Consider the following 26,978-nt stretch of genomic DNA (forward strand, 5'->3'; position numbering starts at 1 on the left):
CAGTACAACACCCGCAGGCCGCACTCGGCGCTCGGCTATAGGCCCCCGGCGCCGGGGGCCTATAGCCCTGTCAAAAACCCAGTTTCTCGGCCTCAGGTTGTGATGTAAACTCTCTCACAAGGATTGGTACAAAATCTCGGGCGGGTCACGTCAAAAGGCATGAAGCTGCAAACAGTGGTAAATAAATTGGCGGGTCAAATTTGGCCGGAGAGTACTGGAACAGAAACCCAAGTTGGGAGAGTTTGGCGAGACTACTGCTTACATACCAACTGGAAAATAGGTAAGCAGACAGGGACATGATAATGAATGTGGAAGTCACCAGTAAGATCAGGCGGTGTCTTGTCATAGGAAAAACTGGTATGACGGTTCCATATTTTGGGGAGTTTGATCCATGCCTCCGAACGCCTGCATTATACTACGGTTCTACGACCACGCAGAGTCCCGGCGTGGTCCGGAGATTGTCCGGGGAGGGGTAATTATGGTACATGTATAAGGATATCTATGAGCAATTGGACTCCACCATCTATACCGGAACCGGCCATACCAGAACCGGCCAGCCCGCCACCGTTCAGCACGCCGCCTGACAATAATTTGCAATTATCCTCCTCGCCATCCCAGCCGGAAAACGGAACTGGATCTGGCGCATGGCTGCCGCAATTTCGCGTATGGGTCCGCGATCTGGCCGTTTCTTTGGCCCTGGCTGGATTCGTAATTCTGTTTCTGTACCAGCCGGTGAAGGTGGAGGGGACCAGCATGGAACCGCGCCTGACCGATCAGGAGCGCGTCTTCATCAACAAGTTCATCTATCGTCTGGGCACGGTGGAGCGCGGCGATGTGGTGGTCTTCCGCTATCCCCGCGACGTCAGCAAGTCCTTCATCAAGCGCGTCGTGGGCGTGCCGGGTGATCACGTGGAGATGCGCGCCGGCGCGCTTCTCGTAAACGGCACGCAAGTGGATGAGCCATACATCGCTTCTGGTTTCCGCGGCGAAGATTCATTTGAACCTGTGAAAGTACAGGCTGACGAATTCTTTGTGCTTGGCGATCATCGCAACGCCTCCAATGACAGCCGCAATTGGGGGACGGTTGCACAGAATTATATTTACGGAAAGGCCGAGCTGGTCTACTGGCCACTCGGCAAGTGGGGACTGCTCGATTGAATGGACGCGCGCCCGCTTCGATATTCTTTCCCAGTCCGTTCCATTTTTATTTATTAAAATATTCGAGAGGTCAGCAATGCCGGTCGCTCTGCTAGCGCTGGAGGATGGGACTGTCTTCACGGGCCGCGCCTGCGGAACCCGCGGGGAGTGCTATGGCGAGGTGGTCTTCAATACCTCCATGTCCGGCTATCAGGAGATCTTCACCGACCCCTCTTACGCCGGCCAGATCGTCATTCTCACCAATCCCGAGATCGGCAACTACGGCACCAACCCGGAAGACAATGAAGCCACGCGGCCCTACATCGAGGGCCTGATCGTGCGCGAGTTCAGCTCGGTGGCCAGCAACTGGCGCAGCCGCGAGCACGCCGAGCAGTTCCTTGACCGTTTCAAGATTCCGGTGCTGGAAGGCATCGACACACGAGCCTTGGTGCGCCACCTGCGCACGCGCGGAGTGATGCGCGGCGTGGTGTCGAGCCTCGATATGTCGGCGGATGCGCTGATCGCGAAGGCCCGCGCCATTCCGTCGATGGAAGGGCGCGACTTGGCCGAGACGGTCTCCACCAAGCACAAGTACGAATGGGACGCGCCGCCGATCGACTTGCCCACGTGGGAAGCGGCGGTCTCGCAGAAACTTGATGCTGGCGTTCAAGCAGCTCCGCCGTCGTTGCATGTGGTCGCCTACGATTTCGGGATCAAGCAGAACATTCTCCGCCGGCTGGTTGCCGTGGGTTGTCGCGTTACGGTGGTGCCTGCGCTGACCTCCGCCGAGGAAGTGCTCAGCCTGAATCCCGACGGCGTATTCCTATCGAACGGCCCCGGCGATCCGGCTCCGCTACAAGTGGAAGCGGCTAATATCCGGAAGCTCTTCGGCAAGAAGCCCATCTTCGGCATCTGCCTTGGCCATCAAGTGCTGGGTTTGGCGCTGGGCGGGAAGACTTACAAGCTGAAGTTTGGGCATCGCGGCGGCAATCACCCGGTCATCAATAAGCTGACAGGTAAAGTCGAGATCACCGCGCACAATCACGGCTTCGCGGTGGACCCCGACTCGCTGCCCAGCTCGGACGTAGAACTGAGTCACTGGAATCTGAACGACGACACGCTGGAGGGCTTCCGCCACCGCTCGCTGCCGATCTTCTCCGTGCAGTATCACCCGGAGGCCTCGCCCGGCCCGCACGATTCGTTCTACCTGTTCGACGATTTCAGGAAAATGATGGAAGATTGGCGCACGAAAAGAAATGCCTAAACGCAGCGACATTCACAAGATCATGATCATCGGCTCGGGGCCGATCATCATTGGCCAGGCCTGCGAGTTCGACTACTCCGGCGTGCAGGCCTGCAAGGCACTGCGGGCCGAGGGCTACGAAGTCGTGTTGGTGAACTCCAATCCCGCCACCATCATGACCGATCCCGAGACTGCTGACCGCACCTATATTCAGCCGTTGGAGGTCGAGTTCCTGGAAGCCATCATTGCCGAGGAGCGACCCGACGCGGTGCTCTCGACGGTCGGTGGCCAGACGGGATTGAATCTCTCCGTGCAGCTTGCGGAGCAGGGCATCCTCGAAAAGTATGGCGTCGAGCTGATCGGCGCGAACCTTGGCGCGATCAAGAAGGCTGAGGACCGGCTCCTGTTCAAGGACGCCATGGCCAAGATTGGCCTCGACACTCCGCAAAGCGCCGTAACTAACAATCTGAAGGACGGCCTCGAGTTTGCGGGCCGCATCGGCTACCCCGTCATCATTCGCCCCTCGTTCACGCTGGGTGGATCGGGCGGCGGGCTCGCCTACAACCGCGAAGAGTTCCTGGAAATTCTCGCGCGGGGCCTCGACTTGAGCCCCGTCCATGAATGTCTGGTGGAAGAAAGCGTGCTCGGATGGAAAGAGTTCGAGCTGGAAGTTGTGCGCGATCTGGCCGACAACGTCATCATTATCTGCTCGATTGAAAACTTTGATCCGATGGGCGTGCATACCGGCGACTCGATCACCGTGGCGCCGATCCAGACGTTGACGGACAAGGAATTTCAGATCCTGCGCGACGCCTCGCTCGCCGTCATCCGCGAAATCGGCGTCGAGACGGGCGGCTCCAACATTCAGTTCGCGATGAACCCGGAGACGGGCCGCGTGATCGTGATCGAGATGAACCCGCGCGTCTCGCGCAGCTCGGCGCTGGCGTCGAAGGCGACCGGGTTCCCCATCGCCAAGATCGCCAGCAAGCTCGCCGTCGGCTATCGCCTGGATGAATTGAAGAACGACATTACGCGCAACACCCCGGCATGTTTTGAGCCGACGCTCGACTACGTTGTTGCGAAGATTCCCAAATGGGCCTTCGAGAAATTCCCCGGCTCCGATCCCACGCTCGGTCCGCAGATGAAGTCGGTGGGCGAAGTGATGGCCATCGGTCGCACCTTCAAGGAAGCGCTCTACAAGGGACTGCGCTCACTGGAGACGGGCAAGTCGCTGGCTTCGGAAAAAATAGAAGTGCCCCTCATCACGCAGCGGTTGGTTACGCCCACGCCGGAGCGGCTGCGCTATGTCCGGCACGTCCTGCGCTCGGGGTGGAGCGTGGCCGAAGTCGCGCGCATCACTTCGATGGACCCATGGTTCCTGGAGCAGATACAGCAGGTGGAAGAGATCGCCACTGAGTTGGCATTGAAGAAGCTGGAGTCGGTAACCGCTGAGGAGCTGCTGCGCGGCAAGAAGGCCGGCATATCCGATCAGATGCTCGCGGCCTCATGGAATGTCACTGCAGAGCAAGTCTATGAGAAGCGCAAGGAACTCAGCGTGCGGCCCGTTTATAAGCGAGTCGATACCTGCGCCGCCGAGTTCGAGTCGTTCACTCCGTACCTCTATTCGACATACGAGAGCGAAGATGAATCCACTCCAACAGATCGCAAGAAAATCATAATCCTGGGCAGCGGGCCGAACCGTATCGGGCAGGGAATTGAATTCGATTACTGCTGTTGCCACGCGTCGTTCGCGTTGCGCGAGGACGGCTACGAGACCATCATGGTCAACTGCAATCCAGAAACGGTCTCCACTGATTACGACACTTCGGACCGTCTCTACTTCGAGCCGCTTACATTTGAAGATGTAATGGCCATCGTGGATAACGAGAAACCAACTGGAGTGATCGTGCAGTTCGGCGGACAGACTCCGCTGAATCTCGCGCTGCCGCTACAGAAGGCCGGTGTGCCCATCATCGGAACCAGCCCCCAGTCCATTGATCTGGCAGAGGACCGCAAGCAGTTCGGAGGCTTGTTGATCCAGTTGGACATTCCGCAGCCGGAGAACGGCACGGCGTTGAATGCGGAGGAAGCTCGCGCAGTTGCCACCAAGCTCGGCTATCCCGTGCTGGTGCGGCCATCCTATGTGCTGGGCGGGCGCGCCATGGTCATCGCCTATGACGAAGCCACGCTCGACCAATACATGCGTGAGGCCGTGGATTATGCCTCCCCAGGACGGCCCATCCTGATCGACCGGTTCCTCGAGGATGCCATTGAAGTGGATGTCGATGCGCTGTGCGATGGCGAGAATGTGGTCATTGGCGGCATCATGGAGCACATCGAAGAGGCCGGCATACACTCCGGAGACAGTTCCTGCGTGCTCCCTTCGTTCACACTGACGGCGGAGCAGAAGCAAACTTTGTGTGACTACACGGTCAAGCTGGCAATTGAGTTGCGCGTGGTGGGTCTGATGAACGTTCAGTATGCCATTCAAGACGGCAAGATTTTCGTCCTGGAAGTGAACCCTCGCGCTTCACGGACTGTTCCCTATGTCAGTAAAGCCACCGGAGTGCAAATGGCGAAGATCGCTGCGCGCCTGATGACCGGCCGCAAGCTGAAAGACCTGAATCTGCCGGTTGATGAAAATGCACCAAAGGGCCAGCCCGGCTCGGCATTTCTGGGAATTCTGGGAGTGAACCGGTTCTGCGTGAAATCTCCAGTCTTCCCATTCGGAAAGTTTCTCGGTGTCGATCCGATTCTCGGTCCCGAGATGCGCTCGACGGGCGAAGTGATGGGCATCGGCGACACGTTTGGCGAGGCCTTCGCCAAGGCGCAAATCAGCGCGGGCACACGCCTGCCGCTGAAGGGCCGGGCCTTCCTTAGTGTGCGCGACAAGGACAAGCCCAAGGCGCTGATGGTCGCCCGCAAGCTGGCCGAGAGCGGGTTCGATCTGGTAGCCACGCGCGGCACCGCGCAGATGCTGACCGCGGCGGGCCTGACGGTAAAGACGGTCTATAAAGTGCTGGAGGGCCGCCCGAATATTGTGGATATGATCAAGGGTGGGGAGATACAACTCCTAATCAATACCCCGATCGGCGCCAAGTCGTTCTTCGATGAGAAGGCCATCAGGCGCGCAGCGGTGCAGCACAGAATCCCCTGCATCACCACGGTAGCCGGCGCTCTGGCTGCGGTGGATGGCATCGCATCGCTCCAATCGCAACCGATCCGCGTGCTGGCTTTGCAACAGATGCACGAAGCAATTGCCGGGAAAAGCTAATCCTGAATTTATCCTGAGTCATCTTGAGGCTGAGCGCTGGCGTGGACATGGACCGTACCTGCATACTGCTAAATGCACTGCCGCACACCTCGCGCCTATTCCGTAATTACGTCGGCGGCGCCGCCGAATCGCCTTCCATTTTCCCGCACCATTTTCGATCATCTGATAGTTTTCGCAAGGTGGCTGGCCATATCCAATATCCAGACACGCTGCGGAAATCCGTCCTGGAAGTTCTTACGGAGCAAAACCAGCGCTGGGGTTTGTCGCCCGCGGGAGAAAAGAATCTCTCGCGCTTTGCAAAGCCCGGATGCTGCGCTGTGGTTACGGGGCAGCAAGTCGGTTTATTCACGGGACCCGCGTTTGCAATCTATAAGGCGCTGACGGCGGTGAAGCTGGCGCGGCATTTAAGCGAGCAGGGCATTGAATCCGTCCCCATTTTCTGGCTCGCCACCGAGGATCATGATCTTGCCGAGGTAAACCACTGCTCGATACAGGATCGCGACTGGAAACCACAAGCCATCGCCTATCCAGGACGGCCCGAGGTGGAAGGTTCCCCCGCCGGCACGCTGCCGCTTTCGGATGCGGTGAACGCCAGTCTGGAATCACTCGCGTCTCTGCTACCCGATTCCTCAGCGGCCAACGATGTGCTCGGGTGGCTATCGGAGGGCTACCGTCCCGGTGAAACATTGGGCGGCGCCTTTGGCAGGTCCATCGCGCGGCTGCTCGCGAAGTATGGAGTGTTAGCCATCGACCCGCTCGACAGTCGAGTGCATGGGCTGACCGCCAGTCTTTTTGAAACCGTCGTGGAAAAGACTCCGGCACTGCGCGATACTCTACACGCGCGCAATCAGCAACTGATTACTCAAGGTCTTCATGCTCAGGTTCGGGTCGGCGAAACCTCCACGCTATTGTTCGTCTATGAAGCTGGAAAGCGGTCCGTGCTGCAGTTCCAGAATGGCGAATTTATTTCCTCGACCGGCAAGAAATATTCTTCAGCCGAGCTTTTTAATCTCGCGAAGAAGCATCCCGAGCAATTATCGCCAACCGCACTGCTCCGGCCCGTCATGCAGGATGCGTTGCTGCCGACAGTTGCCTATGTTGGGGGCCCCGCGGAAATTGCCTATCTTGCCCAGTCCGTTCCACTCTACGAGCAACTGCTGGGACGCATGCCGGTGGTGGTCCCCAGAGCCAGCGTTACGGTGGTGGACTCACCCATTCAGCGGGTGCTCGGGAAGTACAGTCTTGGCATCGCGGATGTATTTGCCGGCCGTCAGCAGCTTCGGGAGAAGATGGCCGCAAAGTTCTTTTCGGAGGATTTGACGGTCCGCTTTGCCACCGCTGCGGAGGGTGTACATCAGCAGATGGAAGCCATTCAGCAGGCGCTGCAGCAGCTGGACCCGACACTGGTGGACGCCGCCAGGAACGGCACGCAGAAAATGCTGTATCAATTAACGAGCCTGGAGCGCAAGGCGGCGGCCTCCGTCCAGCGCAAGAGTGATCAAGTGGAGCGCGACGCGACGCGGATAGAGAACGCACTCTATCCTGACAAGTCCATGCAAGAGCGCGTTTACTGCGGTGCGTCAATATTGGCGCGGTTTGGAATGAATGTAATTGACGAGATGTACGACAACCTCGATCCGCTGCCTGTGAATCACCAAATAATTTCTCCCGCCTGATTATTTTCCGTCCATCTCGCGCCGTGACGGATCCGTCAAAAAAACGTAGCGGTGCGCGATGGGGATTTCGATGCCTTCCTGGTCAAAACGAATCTTCAGCCGGCGCCGGAATTCGCGGCCAACCTCCCATTGTCTGATGGGAAGAGTTTTTGTGCGGAAGCGAATGGTAACAGCCGATTCAGTAAAACTTTCAACCCCCAGAACCTCCACGGGCTCCAGGATGAATGGGAGAAATTTAGGGTCGTGCCGCAGCTCCTCGCCCACGTCGCGGATCATTTGAGTGATGTGGTCCGTATTTTGTTTATAGTCAACACTCAAGTCCATTGAAAAGAATGAAAAGTCCTTGGTCATATTCGAGAGCGTGGTGATCGTCCCGTTGCGGAAAACGTGGACGGTGCCATCGACACCGCGCAGCACGGTAGTTCGCAGGCGAATCTCTTCCACGTTGCCTTGGACTCCATTGATGATGGCGACATCACCTACGCGAATCTGATTTTCAAAGATGTGAAAGAAGCCCGCGATCAGGTCGCCGACGAGCTGCTGCGCGCCGAATCCAAGTGCTACGCCGACCACGCCGAGGCTGGTAAGTATGGGTGTGATATTCACACCCAGTTCCGCGAGAACCATCAGGCCGGCCACCACGACGACTAGAACTGTCGATAGGTTGTGCAGGATCGCGCTGATGGTCTGCGTGCGCTTGCGACGCTCCATCTCGGCTGCCAGCGTATCGTCATGCGGCTGGATGAGCAGGGCGAGGTGGGATACCAGCATGTGCAATATTTTGATGGACAGGCCGGCGACCGCCACGATCAGCACTATGCGGATGCCGTTATCCAGAATCCATGCGAGCAGCGATTCTGGCCGCCATTGCGCGGCCAGTCGCGGCGAAATCAGCGGCATGTCCATTGCGCGGAGAGAAAAGAAGAGCACCAGAATGGAGCCGATCACAAGGACCACTGCGCGTGCGCTTCGCGCGAGATCCTCCATCCACTCCTGTAAAGATTGGTCGATGGACTCGGCCTTGGTTATGCGGCGCACTAGCCAGCGAACTTCATAGCGGAAGAGTTTTAGCAACAGCACTCCGCCGACTACAATTCCTGCCAGGGTAACTGACAGCCATATCCATTGCATCCATCGCGGGTCAATCATGCGGCGGCCTCATCGATATTCACTGCTGGAGACTGAAATGCGAGGTCATTCAATATCTTAAACCATACGAGCCGAATCAAAGAATAGCGGAATGCGGACGGATGGACCGCCATCCTGAGGGCGATGCGAAGGCTGCTGAAGGGGAGGCGCCCCTGCTTGAAGAGTGCGTGTACTATGACGAGGCAGACACTTTGCGGGGCGGTGGCTGAGTCTCTTGCCAGGTATAGAAGATTCGTTGAATCACGGTAATGTTGGTCATCGTAGCCAGTAACCAAAGCACTGGCGCCATACGGTTCCATAGTGCGCCAATGATGATGAGCACGACGCGCTCAGGCCGCTCCATGAACCCGACTTTGCAGAGTGGAATCACCACTTCGGCGCGCGCGCGCGCATAACTCACCATCACCGAGCCGACCATGACTACTGCCACCAGTACGACGTAGAGGAAGCGGTCCATGCGCGAGTAATAGACCAGCAGGCCGATGTAAATGGCCAGATCGGAGTAGCGATCCATCACCGAATCAAAGAAGCCTCCGAAAACGGAAGTGGTGTTGGTTACGCGGGCAATGCGTCCATCGAGCATGTCGAACAATCCGGCCCCCACCACGACCAAGCCAGCCTGGAAAAATTTTCCGGTGCCAAACAAGATGGCGGCGTAGATATTGATGACCAGTCCGAAGGCGGTAAAGAAATTCGGGTGAATGCGGGTCAGAGAGAGCGCGTGGACTATCGCTTCAATGATGAATTGTGCGGTGGCGCCAATTAGTCTTGTCAGCATTAAGTAAGAATTCCAGGCGGATTTCCGTCAGATTGCAGTAGTAAGGCGACGGTCAATTTAGCCTTTGTCGTGGATGGTGGTCAGTTTGCGGATCTCAAACTCGCGCGCGCCGGATGGGGTAACCACCTTGACCGCATCGCCGACTTGCTTGCCAACCAAGGCCCGGCCGATGGGGGAGGAAGTGGATATCTTGCCGTTGGCGACGTCGGTTTCCTCGCTGGTGACAATATCATAAATTACCTTGGTTCCCTTATCGAGGTCCTGCACTTCCACGGTGGAGCCAAAGGCCACGCGGTCCTTCGGGATATTGTTGAAATTAACCAGGGATATCTCACCCAAGCGCTTGCGCAGCTGGCCCAGTCGCGCATTGACGAAGCTCTGGCGCTCCTTGGCGGCATGGTACTCGGCGTTTTCGCTCAGGTCGCCATGCGCGCGCGCGGTTCTAATTTCAATCGGAAGTTCGTGATTCAGCTCATGATCGAGCACTCGAATCTCTTCTTCCAGCTTCTTTTTCAACGCATCTGACATGTGTTCCTCTTGAAAAACTCGCCCTTCCAGGCACCCGCAACAAGCCCGCTGCGGGGATTGGCAGGATCAGGACGTAAAAATTATTATAGTCGCGCCGCCTGTCCTGCGATAGAATTTTTCAAGCCTCGCGTGACAAAAGCCGGGCTTTGGCCTTTCGGGGAACTGGAAAGGGCCTTACAGACGACTGCGGCGAGGACTACAATGGAGCGGGGGTGCTTGAGGCAGCTATCCTAATTTGTGTGTTCCGGTATTGGCCATGACAGAGCAGCACTCTTTCCCTTTCGGGGACGGTGCAGGCCATCGCCGGTGTCTGAAAATTGAATGAGCATGACTTTTCGCCCAGGGCCGCTCAAGATTCAGGGTATCCCGCATCCGCGTTGCCTGAACCCATGAAACCGCGCATTCTCATCATTTCGCCCGTTACGCCTTACCCTGTCCATCACGGGGCAGGCAGCGCCATTTATGGATATATACGAGCGCTGCGCACCGAGTTCGACATTACTTTTGTCGGTTTTTGCCCGACACATCTCCACGCGCAGGCGCAGGCCGGGCTGGATGTTCTCTGCCAACGCGCGTACCTGTTCAGGCTGCCCGAAGCGCGCCATCTTGATGCCTTCTCGCCTATTCCCTATCTGTTCTCTAATCTGCAGAGCGAACCCATGCACCAGCTTGTCGATCACCTGCTGAAGGAAGAGCAGTTCGACCTGGTTGAAGTCGAGTACCTGGGTATGGCCGATTACGCAGAAGGCGCTCGCTGCCCGCGGATCATCCGTGCGCATGTGCAGGAGTGGCTGCACTATTACATCAACTTCCAGCAGACCAGCGGCATCGGCACCCGCATGGAGCATCTGTTCTGGAGCGTGGATGCCGTCCGGCATAACCGAGCAGCACTTGAGAGTTTCGATTGGGTGTTGGTAACTTCCGAGGAGGAGCGTCGCCGCGCGCGAGAATTTGTTCCTGCGGTGAAGGCCGAGGCGCTGCCCTTCATTCTAATGGATTGTGAATACTACGTTCCGGCTCCGGCGCCACCCCGCAACAAACAGTTATTGTTTGTAGGTTTTCTTCCGCACACCCCCAACACGGATGCGCTTCAGTATTTCATCCGCGAGGAGTGGCCGCTGATCCGCCGCCGCGATCCTGAGGCTCGCCTGAGCGTGGTGGGCGAAGGCGCGTCTAATGCGCTGCGGGGATTGATGTACGACTATGGCGTGGACTACCTGGGCTTCGTCAAGGACCTGCGCACGATCTACGCGGACACACGGGTTTACATCGCTCCGGTAACCAGTGGCGGGGGCATCCGCACCAAGATTGTCGAGGCCATGACCGCCGGCATCCCCGTCGTCTGCAACTCCTTCGCGCCTGCTGGGCTGGGACTGTTGCCGGAGCAGCACGTCATTGTGCGGGATAATCCACGGGAATCTGTCGATGCTATCCTTCATCTGCTGAACGACGATCAAGATTGGTTGGCGCTCCGTGATCGCGCGCGAGGCTGGGTGGAGAACTGCTACGGCCTGCAGAAGGCGGGCCCGAGGATTGCTCAACGCTATCTTCAGTTCTTACGCCAGTCTCAGCACCAGTCCCACCAAAAGTCGCGCCGCCAATCTGGCCGGGAGGCAGCGTGACGTCTATCGCCCAGCCAATCCCGAAACCAGTCCGTAGGATGCCCGTGTCAGAAACGGTCAACACCAATGGCGGAGGCTTGAATCATCCGGCCAAGGCGGTTTACTTTGCCACGGGCTCGCCGGACTTGGCAGCGCGAGACCTTGTTCGTCTCGGTCTCAGCTCGAATGGCACGGCACTGCGCGTGGTCTGTCCACGCTCCGGCATGGCGACACTCGCTCGCAAGGCCGCATTGCGACCGAACCAGATGGTGGCGTATTCCTCCGTCCGAGCACTATGGGCCTGGCTGCGAATTTTGTCCTTCCTCGGGTTCACTCGCGATACCGAGATTATTTGCCTGAGCGCGCCGCAAAATTTCCGCTTCATGAAGATGATGGCGTTTTCATTCCGTGGGCGTGGCCGCTTCTCCACGGGCGAAGGTGATTGCACGGAGCTCTCGCTGCTTGATCTATTGCGGCTACACTGGAATCAATACTGGAATTGCCGCGAACAGCGTATTCAGGCGCTGCCATTAGCGGTGATTGGCGCTGCCTCCGCAAAGAGCCTGCGCATGATCGTTGCTTCGCTCCGCGCGCGTTACCCCGGCAAGCAGATCACGGGCTGGTTGCAGAAATCGGATGCGGCCGCAGTGGCGGAAGTATTCGATGAAGTCAGAATTGTGCCATCAGGCTTCTTCCTGCGCCCAATCGCGGAAATGTCCCTGCTTTTAAGCAGCCGCAAATTCATCAGCTGGATCATTCCCTATACGAATGAAGACTCGCAGTGGATGAAGTTAACCGCGCTGCTTTGGCCGTTGCGGTGTCGCCAAATATACAACGAGATGGGCGACACCTTTCCACTCTCGGATTGGGGGAGTCTCTGGCGGCATTTCAGTTGGCGTTTTATTAAGACCGACCGCCGCTTTGGCTGGCCAGTAGCGGTGGCGGGCTCGGCCTCCGGGTTTTACCTTGAGAAAATTGTCGCCTCGGTGCGCGTGCGATTTCTCGGAAGTGAACTGCATGGTTGGTTGGGGCCGTTGCAGGTTGAATCGGCCGGCCACCTTTTCGATGTGGTTCATCGTCTGGACGAAACGGGAAATTCATTTTCTACCGCATGGCGTATGTTGCAAGCGGGCCGCAACTACGGCAGTTGGATCGTGCCATGCACGGACGAGCCATTCCGTTGGCTTAAATTCCTGGCATTGGCGCTGCCCTTGCGCAGCCGCTACCTGTATAACGAAGTGGGCGACGGATTTCCGCTCCGGGATTTCTCCACCACATGGCGGCATTTCTTTTGGCGGCTGCGCTACAAATTCACCTTCCAGTTTCTTTCCTCCTCCTCGGATAGCTCCTTGCAGCGACGCTTGATTCATGTGCCCGCCTACGCCTTTCGGCTCCTACTCGCGGCGCCGATCCTTTTCCGGGCCAACCAGACGAACCAAGCTTCTGGGCACAACCGCTCCACTGGTGCGCTCACCTCAGTGGATTTGATGGTGATCGGGCCACAAGATCACACAGGGGCGGGACCGCCACCGATCACCTCCGCATCTACAGGAGTCTTGGTCAGAGTTGTTGAACTGGATGGCGACACCGAGCTATCCGAGCAGGTTTGGCAGAGGGCGCGGAACCACGACGCCGATTACATCTGCATCCTGGATAGCCAGTGCCAACCCACGGCGGCAGGCTGGCTCGAACAGATGCTGGAAGCTTTCGATGAGACTGTGGCTCAGGTGGGCCCGCAGCTCCGCGTTGGAGACCATCAGACGATCTGCCAGGGCGCGTTGATCGATCCCGATGGACAGGTGTGCTGGAACACCAATTCGGCGGCGCGCTTCCATGCTCGTCCGGAGTGGCTGGAGGTGCAGGCACTACCGTGGGTCTGCGTGGTGATCCGACGGACGGCCTTGTTGCAAACCTTGTTGCAGGTGGAGACAACTGCCACATCACATCGTCCCGCCAACCAGTGGATTCACGACGATCTCTGCCGCCTCTTTTCGAATAACGGATGGCTTTCGATTTGCAACTCATCGGTTACGGTGGCGCACCCGCTCGTTTCGCGCGTCGAGCAGGTGCAGCGCTCAAGCGCCACCTAAGCTCACCTGCTCGCCCCCTGCGGGTTCACCGTGGGATGGTTCCGCCCTGGCAAAAGGTGTAACCTGATAGTTTGAACGCCACTCAGTTGTGGGCCTGGAGGCATGAGGATTTCATTCAATTTTTGTCAGATTAAGCGGGCCGCCTTCTGCGTGTTGTTTGCGCTAGTGGGGGAGTGGTCTGTTTCATCACGGGCGCAAACCCATCCCTGGCCGGAGGGCGAAAAGCTGGTGTTGAGTTTATTCTGGCCGAGCGGCGTCACCATGGGTGAAGCGACCATTGAAAGTAAAACGGCGGGTGATGTTTTGCAGATTTCCGCCACGGTAGAAGCCATACTCCCGCAGAACCGCATCACGTATTCATTTGATTCAGAGGTGACGACGGACCTCTGTTCCCGGCGGTTCAGTCAATCCGTCCGCCGCGGTTCGCGCAGTTGGGAGGAAGTTACTGTGTTCGATTCCGTAGCAGGGAAAGCTATCGTATCGCGGGATGGCGGCAAACGGGAAATGGCTGCACCCAAGTGTGCCCGCGACCCACTGGCGTACCTCTACTATTTTCGCAAACAGGTGGCCGCGGGCAAACGTCCATCGAGCGATACATTGTTTCTGGGCGGCCCGGTCTCGCTGCGTATCGAAGCCATGGCGGAACAGAAGGTCAAGATCAGCCAGCATTCCCGGCAAGGGGACCTCTATCTCGTAACCTATCCGGGATCCGCTGGAGACGGGTTTGTGGAAATATGGCTGGAGCGGGGTTCGCGGCATGCTCCCATTGCCGTCCGGCTGCCCTTGCCGCTCGCCACGTTTTCCGCCGAACTCCAGTAACTGGATTACAGTAACCGCGACCTCATGCGCATTGCCTTCTTCACGCCACTGAACCCTCAGCCGTCTGGAATCTCCGACTACGGAGAAGCTCTACTGCGGCATCTCGCGCCGCTCGCTGAGCGTATTGATGTCTTCATCGAAGACTACACGCCCACGGCTGAATTCTCCGCTGCGAACATCACCATCCGTCCCTGGCGGCAGTTTGAACCAGACTATCAGGCCGGCCTCTATGATGGCGTCATCTATCAGATCGGCAACAACCCGTTTCACGTTTACATTTACGACCTCGCCCTGCGCATACCGGGCATCTTGATCCTGCACGAACACAACCTGCACTACTTGATATCCGACGTAACCATTAAGCGCAACGATTGGGACGGCTATCTCGAAGAAGTCTATTACAACGCCGGAATCGGCGCGCTGGACCATGCCCGCCGCGCTCGGACAGGCGTGGTGCAGCCTGATTTCAATGGCATCGCCATGAACCGCCGGTTGCTGGAGCGTAGTCAGGCCGTCGTGGTGCACAGCCAGTTCATGGTGGACCTGCTCGCCAAAACCGGCATTCCCATTCCAGTCTGCCAGATTCCGCACGGCGTGGAGTTTCCGGTGATCGACTGCGCCGCCGCGCGCGCCCGGCTGGCCCACAGAACGGGGTGGAAGCTCGCATCGGATGATCCCATCATTGGCATCTTTGGATTTCTCAAGCCGTATAAAAGTATCCACCAATCGCTCCGCGCCTTCGCGGAGGTTCGTGCAGAGTTTCCAAAGGCAAAGATGATCCTCGCCGGTGAAGAGCATCCTCACTACCCACTGCGTCCGTTGGTTGCGGAGTTGGGGTTGAACGATGCGGTGAGCCTGTTGGGCTATCTGCCGCAGGAAGAATTTGTCGATTGCATGGCAGCTGCGGATATCTCGCTCAACCTGCGTTGGCCGACAGCCGGGGAAACCTCCGGCAGCCTCCTGTGGGCGCTGGCGCTGGGCAAGCCCACACTCATCTCCGAAGTCGGCGCGTTCCTGGAAGTTCCCGAAGGCGCGGCGGTGCGCATTCCTATGGGAGATCAGGAGCAGCGGTGGCTCGCCGGTTGGTTGCGCGCGCTGCTGGGCGATCCCGCGTTGGCTCGCCAAATCGGCCAGGCAGGACATGGTTATGCCGCGCACGAATGCGCCTGGGAGACGGTCGCCCAGCGATACCTGGAATTCATTTCAGGGATTGCGAAGAAGTCCGCTGGCTCAGTCGAAGAAATCCCACCGCCGTATGCCAGAAAAATTGGCGAGCGTGCTCTGCACGGCTGTGCCACTTCCGGCGAAGACTTGGCGGACTACATCATGGGCTTCTGCCAGACGTCGCCGGAGATGTCGGAGTACGCGCGCACGCACCTGGCTCGTCTGGTCCAGACCATACAGGTAACGCCGCGCGGCACGGAACAGGACCGCATATTGGAGATGGGCTGCTATCTGCAAATCACTCCCGCCCTGCGCAGTCATCTCGGTTACGGCGAGGTGCGTGGCGCATATTTTGGCAAGCGGGGAGAGTCGTCGGTGCGCTCGGCGCGCTCCATCACCGGCGAGGAGTTCACTTGCACCGTTGATTTATTCGATGCGGAAAAAGATAAGTACCCTTATCCGGATGGTTTCTTCCGAACCATTTTATGTTGCGAGCTGATCGAGCACCTCCACTTCGACCCCATGCACATGATGGCGGAGATCAACCGCATCCTCGCGCCCGGGGGACATCTGATTCTCTCGACACCCAACCTCACTTCTCTCCGATCCATCGAAGCGGTTCTTCATGGCTATCACCCGGCGCTGTTCGCTCACTATATTCGTCCCGCTGCCGACGGAACCATCGATCCGCGCCACGCCCGTGAATATGCTCCGCGCGAATTGGGCCTGCTGATGGAGGCCGCCGGTTTTGCTGTAGAGGGAATAGAAACAGGAAACTATGCCGCGATCTCCCAGGAGTTTGAATTTGCGCGCAAAGTCATCGCCAGTCACGGGCTGTCGGCGGAATTTCGCGGCGAAGCGATCTATTGTCGAGGCCGTAAGACTGGCCCTGTGCGTGAGCGCTGGCCCAAAGAATTGTACTATCCGTAATCAGGTTTGACCGCAGCCGCACGTCGTACATTTGAATCCCTACTGACGCCAGGTTCATGACCGCAGCGCAATCTGTGGGATAATCCCTGCTTGGGGCTGGTCGCGATTTAAATTTGCGTCCCCACCTTTACTTATGAGCGTCGAGCGAATATTTCAGATATTTTTCCGCAGCGTCTTCTACCCACTGCGAACCCTGAGTCGGAACGCCTCGCTAATCCAGTCGATGGTGCGCCGGGACATTCAAGGGCGTTATCGTGGCTCCGTGGGCGGGACTGCATGGACCCTGCTGCATCCTTTGCTGCTGATCGCCGTTTACTACTTTGTGTTCGGCGTCGTGCTGGGCGTGCGCTTCGGACAGGGCCAGGGATCGGGCGAGTTCCTGCTCTACTTCATCTGCGGAATGCTGCCGTGGCTGGCTTTCAGCGAGGCCGTGGGGCGTTCGCCGGGCGTGATTCCGGAAAATACCAATTTCGTGAAGCGCGTAATTTTCCCGCTGGAGATCCTTCCGGTGAACCTCGCGCTGACCAGCCTGGTAGCCGAGGGATTCGCGTTGCTGATCTTTTTGGGATTCCTGATCACCATCGGTCCGGGCCTCGGGTGGACCATGCTGGCACTGCCGCTGGTACTCATCCCTCAAGTGATGCTCACCATGGGCATCTGTTGGTTCCTCGCCGCACTCGGTGTTTTCCTGCGCGATACCAGCCAGGTTATCGGCCTGCTACTCACTATTTGGATGTATGTCACGCCCATCTTCTATCCGGCGTCACACCTGCCGCAGCATTGGCTGTGGTTATTTGAGAAGAACCCCATGTATCTGGTCGTGGAAATGTATCGCAACATTTTCCTTCATGGAACGCTGCCGGCGGTCTATCCACTTGCGGTGCTGTGGGCCATGGGAATTGCTGTCTTCTGGTTCGGTCATAGCTGGTTCTACAAAGTGAAAAAATCATTCGCGGATCTGCTCTGATGAGCCTGCCAGCCATTGAAGCCCGTAGCGTCTCCAAGATGTACCGCGTGTACGACAGCCCCGCGGCGCGCCTGAAGGAGATTCTTGCGTTCAATCGCAGCTCCCACCATCGGGAGTTCTGGGCGCTCGACGACGTCAGCTTCGCAATCCCGCGTGGCGGCGCGCTGGGCATCATCGGCGTGAACGGATCGGGCAAGAGCACGCTGCTGGAGATTGCGGCAGGCACGTTGGAACCCACGCGTGGCGCAATGGTCCGCCATGGCCGAATCGCGGCGCTGCTGGCTCTGGGCGCTGGTTTCAATACCGAGTTTACAGGGCGCGAGAATGTTTTTCTGAGCGGAGAGATTCTCGGTCTGAGCCGCGCGGAAATTCAGCGCATGCTGCCCGACATCGAGCGCTTCGCCGAGATCGGTACGTTCGTAGACCAGCCGGTGAAAACGTACTCGACAGGAATGTTTCTGCGCTTGGCGTTTTCGGTCGCCATTCATGTGGACCCGGAGATTCTGATCGTTGATGAAGTACTCGCAGTCGGTGACGCAGTGTTCGTGAACCGCTGTATCCGCAAGTTTGACGAGATGCGCCGGCGTGGCGTTACCGTTCTCCTGGTGAGCCACGATGTGGCTCTGGTTAAGCAATTGTGTGATCAGGCGCTGCTGCTGGGGCGCGGTAAGGTGCTTGCCGCAGGTACGCCCTCCGAAGTGGTGAATCGTTATAACGGCCTCGTCCTGGAGCGCCAACAAAGTTACCTGGATCAGCAAAATGCATCGGCGCGGAAACTCGCGGGACGTAGCTCGACTTCCAGCGATGGCACGGCTAGCGGCGAAGGGCGGAGTCCGGAATCACACAGCTCCGTGCCGCTCGATTATTCCTATCGGCACGGCGACGGGCAAGCCGCAGTTATTGGTGTTGCACTCAGTAATGAAGCGGGCGAGCCTGCGTACGCGTTGCGTTCCGGGGAGATGACCAGCGTGCGAGTGGTGGTTCATTTCTCCGCACCCCATCCTCATCCCGTGGTGGGCATCATGATTCGCACGAGAATCGGGACGGAAGTTTACGGAACCAATACGCAGATTGAAGATTGCGGCCCCGGTCCCATGGACGCGGGCGACCAGTGCGAAATCATTTTCAGTTTTGCCTGCCGTCTGATTCCGCAGGAGTACACCCTGACTGTTGCCACGCAATCCGCCGATGGCGCCAGCCATGATTGGCTGGACGACGTGATGACCTTCCAGGTGGTTGATTCGCCACGCCGCGCCGGTATCGCCAATCTGGAAGCCCGCGTGATCTCACGCAAGCTGCCCGCGCGAAACACAGTCTCCTCATAATGGAGCGGCGCGGGGGAAAAGTTCCGTAATGACGCAAAGGGAGAGTGTTGAATGGTTACCACTGCCAGCGCTGCGGAGTTAGCCGGAAAGCTGCGCGAAATTAGCGAGTCGATCCGGCGCAGGATGGATGCCCCTCTCGCCGTGGGTCAGCCTACCGAGTTGCCACCAGTCTTGCTCGATGAGTTCCGCCGACTGTCGCAACGCGCGGCGCATCAGGCGAGCTTGGTTGGTCAGTTAAACCCGCGGCCTGACGGAGTAATCAATGATTTGATCCAGGGCGGCAAGCGCGGACTGGCTCGCATGTTTGACTGGATGCTGCGGCCGCAACGCGAATTCAATCGCGCCATGCTGGAAGCTCTCGATAGTTTGGCGGAGGCGCTAGAGCAGTCGCGCGACCCTGTCCTTGCGGGATTCCAAAAGCTGGTTGCGGCATCTCGGAAAAGCGCTCATGACGCTGGCCAGATGTCACTTGACCTGCGTGAACTAAGTGAGACGGCGACGCGGCAAATCGAGAGAAACTCCGTGGAGACTCGCGAATCAGTTCGTGAACTGCGCTGGAGCTACGAGGGGGCTTTGTCCCGCCACATCACATCTGTTGATGAGACCCGACGCAAACTGAACGAGGAAATCCGCGAACTAAACCGCCGCCTCGCCGCGCAAGCCAAGGCCGCAACCACTCGACCGCAGGAGGCGATGCTTGTTTCTCAGCCCGCAACAAGCGCTGCGCCTTTCAGTGGATCTATTCAGCCAACTCGCTTACTATCGCCACAACTCGAAGTGGATTACTTAGCGCTCGAAAAAGATTTTCGCGGGACGGAAGAAGAGATTCGAGAGAGGCAAAGTTACTATCTGTCCCATTTCCAAAGGTGCACCAGCGTACTGGATATCGCCTGTGGCCGCGGGGAATTCCTCGAGCTAATGAAAGGCGCAGGCGTTCCCGCGACCGGAGTGGACCTCGATGGTGACATGGTTGGACGATGTCTTGAAAAAGGGTTGTCCGCGGTGCAAGCCGATGTGTTCGCGCATCTCGCGCAAATTGTTGACGGCTCACTGGACGGAATATTCTGTTCGCAGTTTGTGGAGCATCTCGATCCCGCCGACTACACGCGTCTGGTGCTGGAGGCGGTGCGGAAACTCGCGCCCGGCGGAGTGCTGGCGATTGAGACGCAAAACCCGGAGTGCCTGGCCATCTTCAGCCAGTCGTTCTACATCGATCCGACTCACGTCCGACCGATCCCCGCTGCGCAGATGCGGTACCTCTTCACGCAAGCTGGGCTCGAGGACGTTACCACGCACTATCTCTCGCCGGCATCAGGACATCTTCCTGTGCTGCCCGAGCTAACTGCGGCGGCGGACTCCGAATCCATTACGATGTTCAACAAAGCCGTGCAGCGGTTCAACGCCACATTCTTCGGCGGCATGGATTACGGCGTCATTGGTCGCAAGCCCGGCGGGAAATAACTCCGCCACTTCTCCATACCACGCATTCATTTGATTGGAAGCCGGTGCCTTAGCTTGTGGCGGTGCGGAAGAACTGTCCCATGTTGCGGAACTTCCGGTAGCGTTGATCGAGCAGTTCCTGAACAGGCAGGCCACTGACTTCGGCGAACGCCCGTTGGAGATGTTCCCCTAGCGACTCGGCGATCTTTTTGTGATCCACGTGGGCGCCGCCCGCGGGCTCGGGAACAATCTGATCGACGATGCCGAGGGCGCGCAGATCATCGGCGGTCATCTTGAGCGCGTCGGCGGCAGTAGTGGCCTTGGTTGCGTCGCGCCAGGTGATGGAGGCGCAGCCTTCCGGCGAGATGACGCTGTAAACAGAGTTTTCCAGGATCAGGATGCGGTCGCCTATGGCGATGGCCAGCGCGCCACCGCTGCCGCCCTCACCTGTTATGGTAACGATGATCGGCACCGGCAGGCGGACCATATCGCGCAAGTTGCGCGCGATGGCCTCGGCCTGCCCACGCTCCTCTGAATCAATGCCGGGGTAAGCTCCCGGCGTATCCACGAATGTAAAGATGGGCCGATGAAACTTGGCGGCCAGGTTCATCAGCCGCAGCGCCTTGCGGTACCCTTCGGGCTTGGGCATACCGAAATTTCGCTTGAGCTTCTGCTGCGTGTCGTGGCCCTTTTGCTGGCCGATCACCATGACCGGTTGGCCACGGAACCAGGCGAATCCACCGACCATCGCGGGGTCGTCGGAGAAGCTACGGTCGCCGTGAATCTCCGAGAAGTTTTCGAACAGTAGTGGAATGAAGTCGAGCAGGTGCGGTCGCTGCGGATGCCGCGCCACTTGCACGCGTTGCCACGGCGTGAGCGGACCGGTCAGCTCTTCGCGCAGGTGCTGCAACTGATCGCTCAACTCCTGCAGACGCTTCTCGGCCTCCGGCGACGCAGTAGACTTGCCCAACGTCTCCATCTCGCGCTCGATGTGCTCGAATTCCTCGCGTGCCTTATCCCTATCCAATCGATTCCTTCTCCTTCAATTCCGGCGGCTTCCTAACTATCTTCGCATATCAGACGAGGACGAGAGAGTCCTTTCCGCAGATGCCGCGCGCCAGTGATTTAAACTCCTCGTCAGGACGCACGCCGTGTTCCAGTTCAAGCAGCGCCTCAAAATCGCCCTCACGCTCGAGTTCAATGCGGACAAGCGCTGCGCCGGGCTTCCTCTCAATCAAATCGAATAGCTGCCGTGCGACCGCGCTATCTGAGGAACCATTCTGGCGACCCAGTCGGATGCGGATGATGATGGCAGAGGCCATCTCCGGCTCGGCCTTGTCGAGCAGTCCAACATCGGAAACATTTAATCGCGGCGATGCGCCTTCTTCCATCTGCAATTTTCCGCGGACCAGAAGAATCGCATCCATCTTCAGCAACTCGGCGAAACGTTTGTACGCCTCCGGAAACACCAGCAGGTCCACCTTGCCCTGAAGGTCTTCGAGCGACCCCGATGCCCACAAGTCGCCGCGCTTGCTGCGGGCCGCTTTCACTGCGGTCAGCACGCCGCCGATGGCAACTTCCTTTTGCGGCGGAAGGTCGGCGAGAGCGTTGGTTTCCACCGTGCCCAGCTCGCGCAGCTTCTGCGCGTACTTTTGCATGGGATGTCCTGTGATGTAGAAGCCTAGAACTTCTTTCTCCCCGGTAAGCACTTCGGTTTCGGTCCAGGCCTTGGCGGAGGGCAGCGCAGTGGGCGGAGCCGGTGCGTCGGACGACCCGCCGAATAAGTCATGCTGTCCCGCGCCGCGCGCCTTCTGCGTGCGCTGCCCCGATTCGAGCGCGCGATCCACGACTGCGAACACTTGCCAGCGCGGGCCGAATGAATCCATGGCCCCGGCCTTGATCATGCTTTCGATCACGCGCTTGTTCAGCGAGCGAGGGTCAATCACTTCGCAAAACTGAAAGATCGAATCGAAGCGGCCATGCTCGTTGCGCGCTGCGATCAGAGCGTCCACGGTGGCGCGGCCTACGTTCTTGATCGCTCCAATACCAAAACGAATCGCTTTGCCGGAGGCCGTTTCCGCGACGGCGGGAGTAAAGTGCCACGCACCGGTCTGAACATCGGGCGGGAGAATGCCGATGGCCATCTCGCGGCATTCATTCAGATACAGGACCACCTTTTCAGTGTTGCCCATTTCATTGGTGAGCAACGCGGCCATGAACTCGACCGGATAGTGCGCCTTCAGGTACGCCGTAACATAGGCCAGCGCGGCGTAGGCTGCGGAGTGAGACTTGTTGAATCCGTAGCCGGCGAACTGCTCCATCAGATCGAAAATGCGAATGACCTTCTTTTTGTTGAATCCTTTCTCGATGGCACCGCTGACGAACTGTTCCCGCTGCGCGGCCATCTCTTCCGCTTTCTTCTTGCCCATGGCGCGGCGCAGCAGGTCGGCTTGCCCCAGCGAATATCCGGCGAGCAGGTTGGCGATCTGCATCACCTGCTCCTGATAGACGATCACGCCGAGCGTTTCGGAAAGTATCTGTTCCAGCTCTGGCAAGTCATACTGTACCGGCTTCTGGCCAAGCTTACGGGCAATGAAGTCGTCGACCATTCCGCCCTGAATAGGGCCGGGCCGATAGAGCGCGTTCAGCGCGGTTAGGTCGGTAAGCTGCGTGGGCTGGTACCGGCGCAGAATATCGCGCATGCCGGATGACTCAAACTGGAAGACGCCGCTGGTGAGTCCCTTTGAGAATATCTGATATGTTTCCGGGTCGTCGTAGGGAATGCGTTCAAGATCGAGCGTCTCGCCGCGCGACTCGCGGATCAATTTCACTGCGTCATCCACGACGGTAAGAGTGGTGAGCCCAAGGAAGTCCATCTTGAGCAGGCCAACGGCCTCTAGGCCATTCATGTCGTACTGCGTAACAATTTCGTCTTTGTTCGTCTTGTAGAGCGGGACCACATCAGTCAGTGGCACCGGCGAGATGACCACTCCGGCGGCGTGCGTGGAAGCGTGCCGCACCATGCCTTCCAGGCCCTTGGCGACCTCCACGACCTCCTTCACCCGCGCGTCGGCCTTCATCATGTCGGCGAGCTGGAGCGACTGCTCAATCGCCTGTTCGATGCTGATGTTCAGCGTGTTGGGAACAGCCTTGGCGATACGGTCGGCCTCGCCGTAAGGCACTTCCATCGCGCGCGCGACATCCTTGAGCGCGGCCTTGGCGGCCATGGTCCCGAAGGTGATGATCTGCGCGACATTCGCGCGCCCGTACTTCTGCGTGACGTACTCGATCACTTCGCCGCGGCGGTTCTGGCAGAAGTCGATGTCGATGTCTGGCATCGAGATGCGTTCGGGATTCAGGAAGCGCTCGAAGAGCAGATTGTGCTCCAGCGGATCTATGTCGGTGATGCCCAGCGCGTAGGAAACGAGGCTGCCCGCAGCCGATCCACGGCCCGGCCCCACGGGGATGCCGCGCTGCTTGGCGTAGCGCACGAAGTCCCAGACGATCAGGAAATAGCCGGGGAACTTCATCTGCTGGATCATGCTGATTTCGCGTTCCAGCCGTTCGTTGTACTCTCCCAACGTGTGCCGTAGTTCGTCGCGGCTCGCGAGTTCCTCCAGGCGTGGACGCCGCGTAGCGAAACCTTCGCGCGACACTGAGGCAAAATAGCTGTCGGCGGATTCACCCGACGGCACGGCGAAATCCGGGAACGGATTCTTCACTTTCTCAATTTTCACTTCGCAACGACTGGCGATCTCAGCAGTGCGCCAGACAGCCTCGGGAACCTCGCTGAAGACGCCCAGCATTTCGTTATACGATTTCACATAGAACTGATTGTTGTGGAAGCGCATGCGCTTCTCGTCGCTCAACTGGCGGCCCGTCTGGATGCACAGCAGCACATCATGAGCGTGCGCGTCTTCGCAGCGCAGATAGTGCGCGTCGTTGGTAGCGACCAGCGGGATGTCCGTCCTCTTCGAGAGTTCCACCAGGCGTGGGTTGAGTATCTTTTCCTGATCGAGTCCCTGATCCTGAATCTCAAGGAAGAAGTTTTCCTTGCCGAAAATGTCCCGGTACTGATTGGTTACGCGGGCCGCTTCCGTCATGTTCTCGGCGAGCAGCGCTTCGTTGATCTCACCGCGCAGGCAGCCGGAGAGCGCGATCAACCCCTCGGAGTGCCGCGCCAGCAGCTCTTTGTCCATGCGCGGCTTGTAATAAAAGCCCTCCAGGTATCCGGCCGAGACCAGCTTGACCAGGTTCTGATAGCCATTCTGATTCGCACATAACAGCACGAGATGGTTATAATGATCGCTTTCACTGCGTGTGTGGCGGCCCTGCTGCGAGATGTACGCTTCGCACCCGATGATGGGGTTCAGGCCTTTTGCTTTCGCTGCCTTGTGGAATTCCACCGCGCCGAACATGTTGCCGTGATCGGTCATGGCCATGGCCTTCATGCCCTGCTCGGCGGCGCGGTCCATCAACTTGGAAATCTGATTGGCGCCATCCAGCAGGCTATAGTCGGTGTGCAGATGAAGGTGGACAAACTCGCGCGGTAACATGGAAGCGATGATAGCAAAAATGATCGAGGCGAGGCAAAGGTGTCGCCAATCTTTCGCTCACTTCAGCCTCCCTAGGCTGTCATCCTGAGCGCAGCGAAGGATATGCGTTTGCGCTGCTAACTTTGTAGGAGTGATTCAACGATGGCTCTTTATCTGATTACCGGCGGCGGCGGATTCATCGGCTCGGCGCTGGTGCGTGAACTGCTGCGGCGCGGCGAGCGCGTGCGCGTGGTGGATAACTTCGCAACCGGTGATCGCGAAAACATCACCGAGGTGCGCGACCAGATTGACCTGCGCGAAGTGGACATCACCGACCTGGATGCGCTGCGCCCAACCTTCCAGGACGTTGATTATGTATTGCATCAAGCCGCGCTGCGTTCCGTGCCGCGATCGATCGACAATCCGCTGGCGAGCAACGAGACCAACATCAACGGCACGCTGAACGTGTTGATGGCCGCGCGCGACGCCGGAGTGAAGCGCGTCATCTACGCGGGATCATCCACGGCCTACGGTGACTCACCCACGCTGCCGAAAGTAGAAACGATGCCAACGAATCCCATCTCGCCCTACGGCGTTTCCAAGCTCGCGGCGCAGATGTATTGCGAAGTATTCACGCGAGTGTATGGACTGGAAACGGTAACGCTGCGTTACTTCAGCGTGTTCGGTCCGCGCGCCGACCCCGGCTCGCCTTATTCCGGCGTGCTCGCGCTGTTTATCAAAGCGCTGCTGGAAGGCCGCCGCTCGATCATCTACGGCGACGGTGAGCAATCGCGCGACTTCACCCACGTGGACAACGTGGTCGATGCGAATCTTCTGGCATGCACGGCGCCCCGCGTTGCTGGTGAAGTGATCAACGTGGCCACCACCGCGCGTCAATCGTTGAACTACGCCTACGATTATCTTTGCCGCATCATCTTCGGAGAAAGCGCCACCACCAACGGGCATCGTCCCATCGACCCTATCTACGAGCCAGCGCGTGCGGGCGAGATCCTGCACTCACTCGCCGACATCAGCAAGGCGCGCACGCTGCTGGGCTTCACGCCATCCGTGGGATTTGAAGAAGGGCTGGAGAAGACTGTCGCGTGGTATCGCCAGAATCTGGGCGCGGCGAAAGCGAAGTAGTCCGCACAATGCAGGCTCAAGCCTCGGCGCGGAAGACCCAACTGGCGCAGGCGGCGCCCTTGTTGGTGTCCACGCTGTAAGCGCCGGGGCCGCCCAGCGTGTAGGGAATGTCGCGCGCCGGCCTGCTCACCCACAACACCATGTGATAGAGGCCGACGGCACGCGGGTTGATGCGGACGGTAAATGAGAAGCGCTTGCTCGCGGAGTTGAACTGCATCTCCCACGGCGGAATCTTCTGGACCATCACGCCCGTCATGTCTTCGTAGGCGTACGTCTTATCAAGCTCAGCCGCCGTGCGCGGGCGCAGCTCGCCTTCATAGAACACCGCGCAGTAGTACGGCCCGTAGCCGCTGGCGAGTACCTCACCTTCCACGCGGAATGAATTGGGGAGAGGCAGAGTGGCGGGCAGCGGGTCGAGCCGGACGAGGCGGTTCAGGAAGAGCTGGCCGAGCGTGAACTCGCCGCCCACCACGGCAAGGCCCACGCCGACGTGCGTGTGGAAGGGGGCGAGGATGTTCTGGCGATGCCCATCAAGCGGCGGCTGCTCATCCACCATGCGCTGATGCGCGGCCAGCGCCAGCGGCTGCAGCTCATCGGGATCAGTAGGGATAGGGTTGGGATCGAGCGAGATGATGGTCGTGCGCGAGTCGATCGAGGTTCTCGGCCACGTAGTCGCGCCCGCCGGCGGCGTGATAGCGATGATAGGGCAGCTCGCCGCGCTGATTCCAGTGCGAGAGGTACTGCGCCTCGGCCATCTCCTGGCAGTGCGCGTCCTCCACGTCCGAGCACAGCGCGTCATACTCGACCGGGCCGAGACCAGCGGCGGCACGGTCGCGGTTGACCTGCTCGACCACGGCCATGCGCAGGCCGAAGTAAGGGTCATCCGGGTCTCGAACTTCCGGGGTCTGAGTCTGCCGCCAGGTCATGCGCCCATTATAGAGCCAAGCATGTGGGAGTCCGTGCAACTCCTCCGCAAGCCCTAAAAACGTCGTCGCCCTCACCACAAAACTTGCCCAAATTCGCGGTCCTACCCAATGTGCAAACGTTCACGGTTCTGACCACTCTGACCAGATTGACAAACTGGGGATTAGGGATTCGGGGTGGGGGTTTCGGGAGGAACTTCAGATCAGCTTTCCCGCCGCTGGCACCCGTCTCGCGCGTCAAATGATCCAAATCGAC

At 58.6% G+C, this 26,978-nt stretch carries 19 protein-coding genes; 12 read left to right on the plus strand and 7 right to left on the minus strand.

Annotated features, from left to right (window positions below):
* The first annotated feature begins 501 nt into the window (after positions 1-501).
* From lepB to bshC, 4 genes are all read left to right on the plus strand, one after another.
* Positions 502-1,158 (plus strand): signal peptidase I, encoded by a 657-nt coding sequence (gene lepB / locus EXQ56_11455; protein MSO21055.1) that lies wholly within the window; start codon positions 502-504, stop codon positions 1,156-1,158.
* Between the two features lie 76 nt (positions 1,159-1,234).
* Positions 1,235-2,401: a carbamoyl-phosphate synthase small subunit gene (carA, locus tag EXQ56_11460; protein ID MSO21056.1), complete on the plus strand. Its 1,167-nt coding sequence runs from the start codon at positions 1,235-1,237 to the stop codon at positions 2,399-2,401.
* On the plus strand, positions 2,394-5,654 hold the full coding sequence (gene carB / locus EXQ56_11465) for a carbamoyl-phosphate synthase large subunit (GenBank protein ID MSO21057.1): 3,261 nt from the start codon (positions 2,394-2,396) through the stop codon (positions 5,652-5,654). Before carA ends, carB begins: the two co-directional genes overlap by 8 nt.
* A 23-nt stretch (positions 5,655-5,677) precedes the next feature.
* Positions 5,678-7,330: a bacillithiol biosynthesis cysteine-adding enzyme BshC gene (gene bshC, locus EXQ56_11470; protein MSO21058.1), complete on the plus strand. Its 1,653-nt coding sequence runs from the start codon at positions 5,678-5,680 to the stop codon at positions 7,328-7,330.
* On the opposite strand, the gene EXQ56_11475 is transcribed toward bshC, so the two are convergent.
* From EXQ56_11475 to greA, 3 genes are all read right to left on the minus strand, one after another.
* Positions 7,331-8,479: a mechanosensitive ion channel family protein gene (locus EXQ56_11475; protein ID MSO21059.1), complete on the minus strand. Its 1,149-nt coding sequence runs from the start codon at positions 8,477-8,479 to the stop codon at positions 7,331-7,333. It abuts the gene before it with no gap.
* A gap of 172 nt (positions 8,480-8,651) precedes the next feature.
* Positions 8,652-9,257, minus strand: a complete 606-nt coding sequence (locus EXQ56_11480) for a CDP-alcohol phosphatidyltransferase family protein (GenBank protein MSO21060.1) — start codon at positions 9,255-9,257, stop codon at positions 8,652-8,654.
* A 57-nt stretch (positions 9,258-9,314) separates the two neighbouring features.
* The gene (gene greA / locus EXQ56_11485) at positions 9,315-9,785 is read right to left on the minus strand and encodes a transcription elongation factor GreA (protein ID MSO21061.1); all 471 of its coding nucleotides are present in this window, start codon (positions 9,783-9,785) and stop codon (positions 9,315-9,317) included.
* 389 nt (positions 9,786-10,174) lie between these two features.
* Here greA and EXQ56_11490 point away from each other — a divergent pair, with 389 nt between their 5' ends.
* The 7 genes from EXQ56_11490 (at position 10,175) to EXQ56_11520 (ending at position 20,142) form a co-directional block, all read left to right on the plus strand.
* Entirely contained in the window at positions 10,175-11,407 is a 1,233-nt protein-coding gene (locus tag EXQ56_11490; GenBank protein ID MSO21062.1) for a glycosyltransferase, read from the plus strand.
* A gap of 44 nt (positions 11,408-11,451) precedes the next feature.
* Positions 11,452-13,476 carry a hypothetical protein gene (locus tag EXQ56_11495; GenBank protein MSO21063.1) on the plus strand — a complete coding sequence of 675 codons (2,025 nt, stop codon included), beginning with the start codon at positions 11,452-11,454 and terminating at the stop codon, positions 13,474-13,476.
* A 102-nt stretch (positions 13,477-13,578) separates the two neighbouring features.
* Positions 13,579-14,295, plus strand: coding sequence for a DUF3108 domain-containing protein (locus tag EXQ56_11500; GenBank protein ID MSO21064.1), 717 nt, complete (start codon positions 13,579-13,581; stop codon positions 14,293-14,295).
* Positions 14,296-14,319: 24 nt separating this feature from the next.
* Positions 14,320-16,389: a glycosyltransferase gene (locus EXQ56_11505; protein ID MSO21065.1), complete on the plus strand. Its 2,070-nt coding sequence runs from the start codon at positions 14,320-14,322 to the stop codon at positions 16,387-16,389.
* 133 nt (positions 16,390-16,522) lie between these two features.
* Positions 16,523-17,356: an ABC transporter permease gene (locus tag EXQ56_11510; protein ID MSO21066.1), complete on the plus strand. Its 834-nt coding sequence runs from the start codon at positions 16,523-16,525 to the stop codon at positions 17,354-17,356.
* Positions 17,356-18,681, plus strand: coding sequence for an ABC transporter ATP-binding protein (locus EXQ56_11515; protein ID MSO21067.1), 1,326 nt, complete (start codon positions 17,356-17,358; stop codon positions 18,679-18,681). Before EXQ56_11510 ends, EXQ56_11515 begins: the two co-directional genes overlap by 1 nt.
* Positions 18,682-18,732: 51 nt before the next feature.
* A complete protein-coding gene (locus EXQ56_11520) occupies positions 18,733-20,142 on the plus strand; it encodes a class I SAM-dependent methyltransferase (GenBank protein ID MSO21068.1) in 1,410 nt (469 codons plus the stop codon).
* Between the two features lie 49 nt (positions 20,143-20,191).
* Here EXQ56_11520 and EXQ56_11525 read toward each other — a convergent pair whose 3' ends face one another.
* Both EXQ56_11525 and EXQ56_11530 read right to left on the minus strand, forming a co-directional pair.
* Complete coding sequence (locus EXQ56_11525) at positions 20,192-21,148, minus strand: acetyl-CoA carboxylase carboxyltransferase subunit alpha (protein ID MSO21069.1); 957 nt, start codon at positions 21,146-21,148, stop codon at positions 20,192-20,194.
* Between the two features lie 49 nt (positions 21,149-21,197).
* Positions 21,198-24,677 (minus strand): DNA polymerase III subunit alpha, encoded by a 3,480-nt coding sequence (locus EXQ56_11530; protein ID MSO21070.1) that lies wholly within the window; start codon positions 24,675-24,677, stop codon positions 21,198-21,200.
* Between the two features lie 141 nt (positions 24,678-24,818).
* Here EXQ56_11530 and EXQ56_11535 point away from each other — a divergent pair, with 141 nt between their 5' ends.
* Positions 24,819-25,799, plus strand: a complete 981-nt coding sequence (locus EXQ56_11535) for an SDR family oxidoreductase (protein MSO21071.1) — start codon at positions 24,819-24,821, stop codon at positions 25,797-25,799.
* A 16-nt stretch (positions 25,800-25,815) separates the two neighbouring features.
* Here the strand turns inward: EXQ56_11535 and EXQ56_11540 are convergent, their stop codons facing one another.
* The gene (locus tag EXQ56_11540) at positions 25,816-26,355 is read right to left on the minus strand and encodes a hypothetical protein (protein MSO21072.1); all 540 of its coding nucleotides are present in this window, start codon (positions 26,353-26,355) and stop codon (positions 25,816-25,818) included.
* Between the two features lie 43 nt (positions 26,356-26,398).
* Positions 26,399-26,764: a CAP domain-containing protein gene (locus EXQ56_11545; protein MSO21073.1), complete on the minus strand. Its 366-nt coding sequence runs from the start codon at positions 26,762-26,764 to the stop codon at positions 26,399-26,401.
* Positions 26,765-26,978: the final 214 nt, after the last annotated feature.

Source organism: Acidobacteriota bacterium, assembly GCA_009691245.1.
Lineage (GTDB): Bacteria > Acidobacteriota > Terriglobia > 2-12-FULL-54-10 > 2-12-FULL-54-10 > SHUM01.

Bases quoted from the DNA above. Each gene is read 5' to 3' on its own strand.
- carB (MSO21057.1), top strand. From the start codon at position 2,394: ATGCCTAAACGCAGCGACATTCACAAGATCATGATCATCGGCTCGGGG.
- EXQ56_11510 (MSO21066.1), top strand. From the start codon at position 16,523: ATGAGCGTCGAGCGAATATTTCAGATATTTTTCCGCAGCGTCTTCTAC.
- EXQ56_11515 (MSO21067.1), top strand. From the start codon at position 17,356: ATGAGCCTGCCAGCCATTGAAGCCCGTAGCGTCTCCAAGATGTACCGC.
- EXQ56_11490 (MSO21062.1), top strand. From the start codon at position 10,175: ATGAAACCGCGCATTCTCATCATTTCGCCCGTTACGCCTTACCCTGTC.
- EXQ56_11475 (MSO21059.1), bottom strand. From the start codon at position 8,479: ATGATTGACCCGCGATGGATGCAATGGATATGGCTGTCAGTTACCCTG.
- lepB (MSO21055.1), top strand. From the start codon at position 502: ATGAGCAATTGGACTCCACCATCTATACCGGAACCGGCCATACCAGAA.
- EXQ56_11500 (MSO21064.1), top strand. From the start codon at position 13,579: ATGAGGATTTCATTCAATTTTTGTCAGATTAAGCGGGCCGCCTTCTGC.
- EXQ56_11505 (MSO21065.1), top strand. From the start codon at position 14,320: ATGCGCATTGCCTTCTTCACGCCACTGAACCCTCAGCCGTCTGGAATC.
- EXQ56_11520 (MSO21068.1), top strand. From the start codon at position 18,733: ATGGTTACCACTGCCAGCGCTGCGGAGTTAGCCGGAAAGCTGCGCGAA.
- greA (MSO21061.1), bottom strand. From the start codon at position 9,785: ATGTCAGATGCGTTGAAAAAGAAGCTGGAAGAAGAGATTCGAGTGCTC.
- EXQ56_11480 (MSO21060.1), bottom strand. From the start codon at position 9,257: ATGCTGACAAGACTAATTGGCGCCACCGCACAATTCATCATTGAAGCG.
- carA (MSO21056.1), top strand. From the start codon at position 1,235: ATGCCGGTCGCTCTGCTAGCGCTGGAGGATGGGACTGTCTTCACGGGC.
- EXQ56_11530 (MSO21070.1), bottom strand. From the start codon at position 24,677: ATGTTACCGCGCGAGTTTGTCCACCTTCATCTGCACACCGACTATAGC.
- EXQ56_11535 (MSO21071.1), top strand. From the start codon at position 24,819: ATGGCTCTTTATCTGATTACCGGCGGCGGCGGATTCATCGGCTCGGCG.
- EXQ56_11540 (MSO21072.1), bottom strand. From the start codon at position 26,355: ATGGTGGATGAGCAGCCGCCGCTTGATGGGCATCGCCAGAACATCCTC.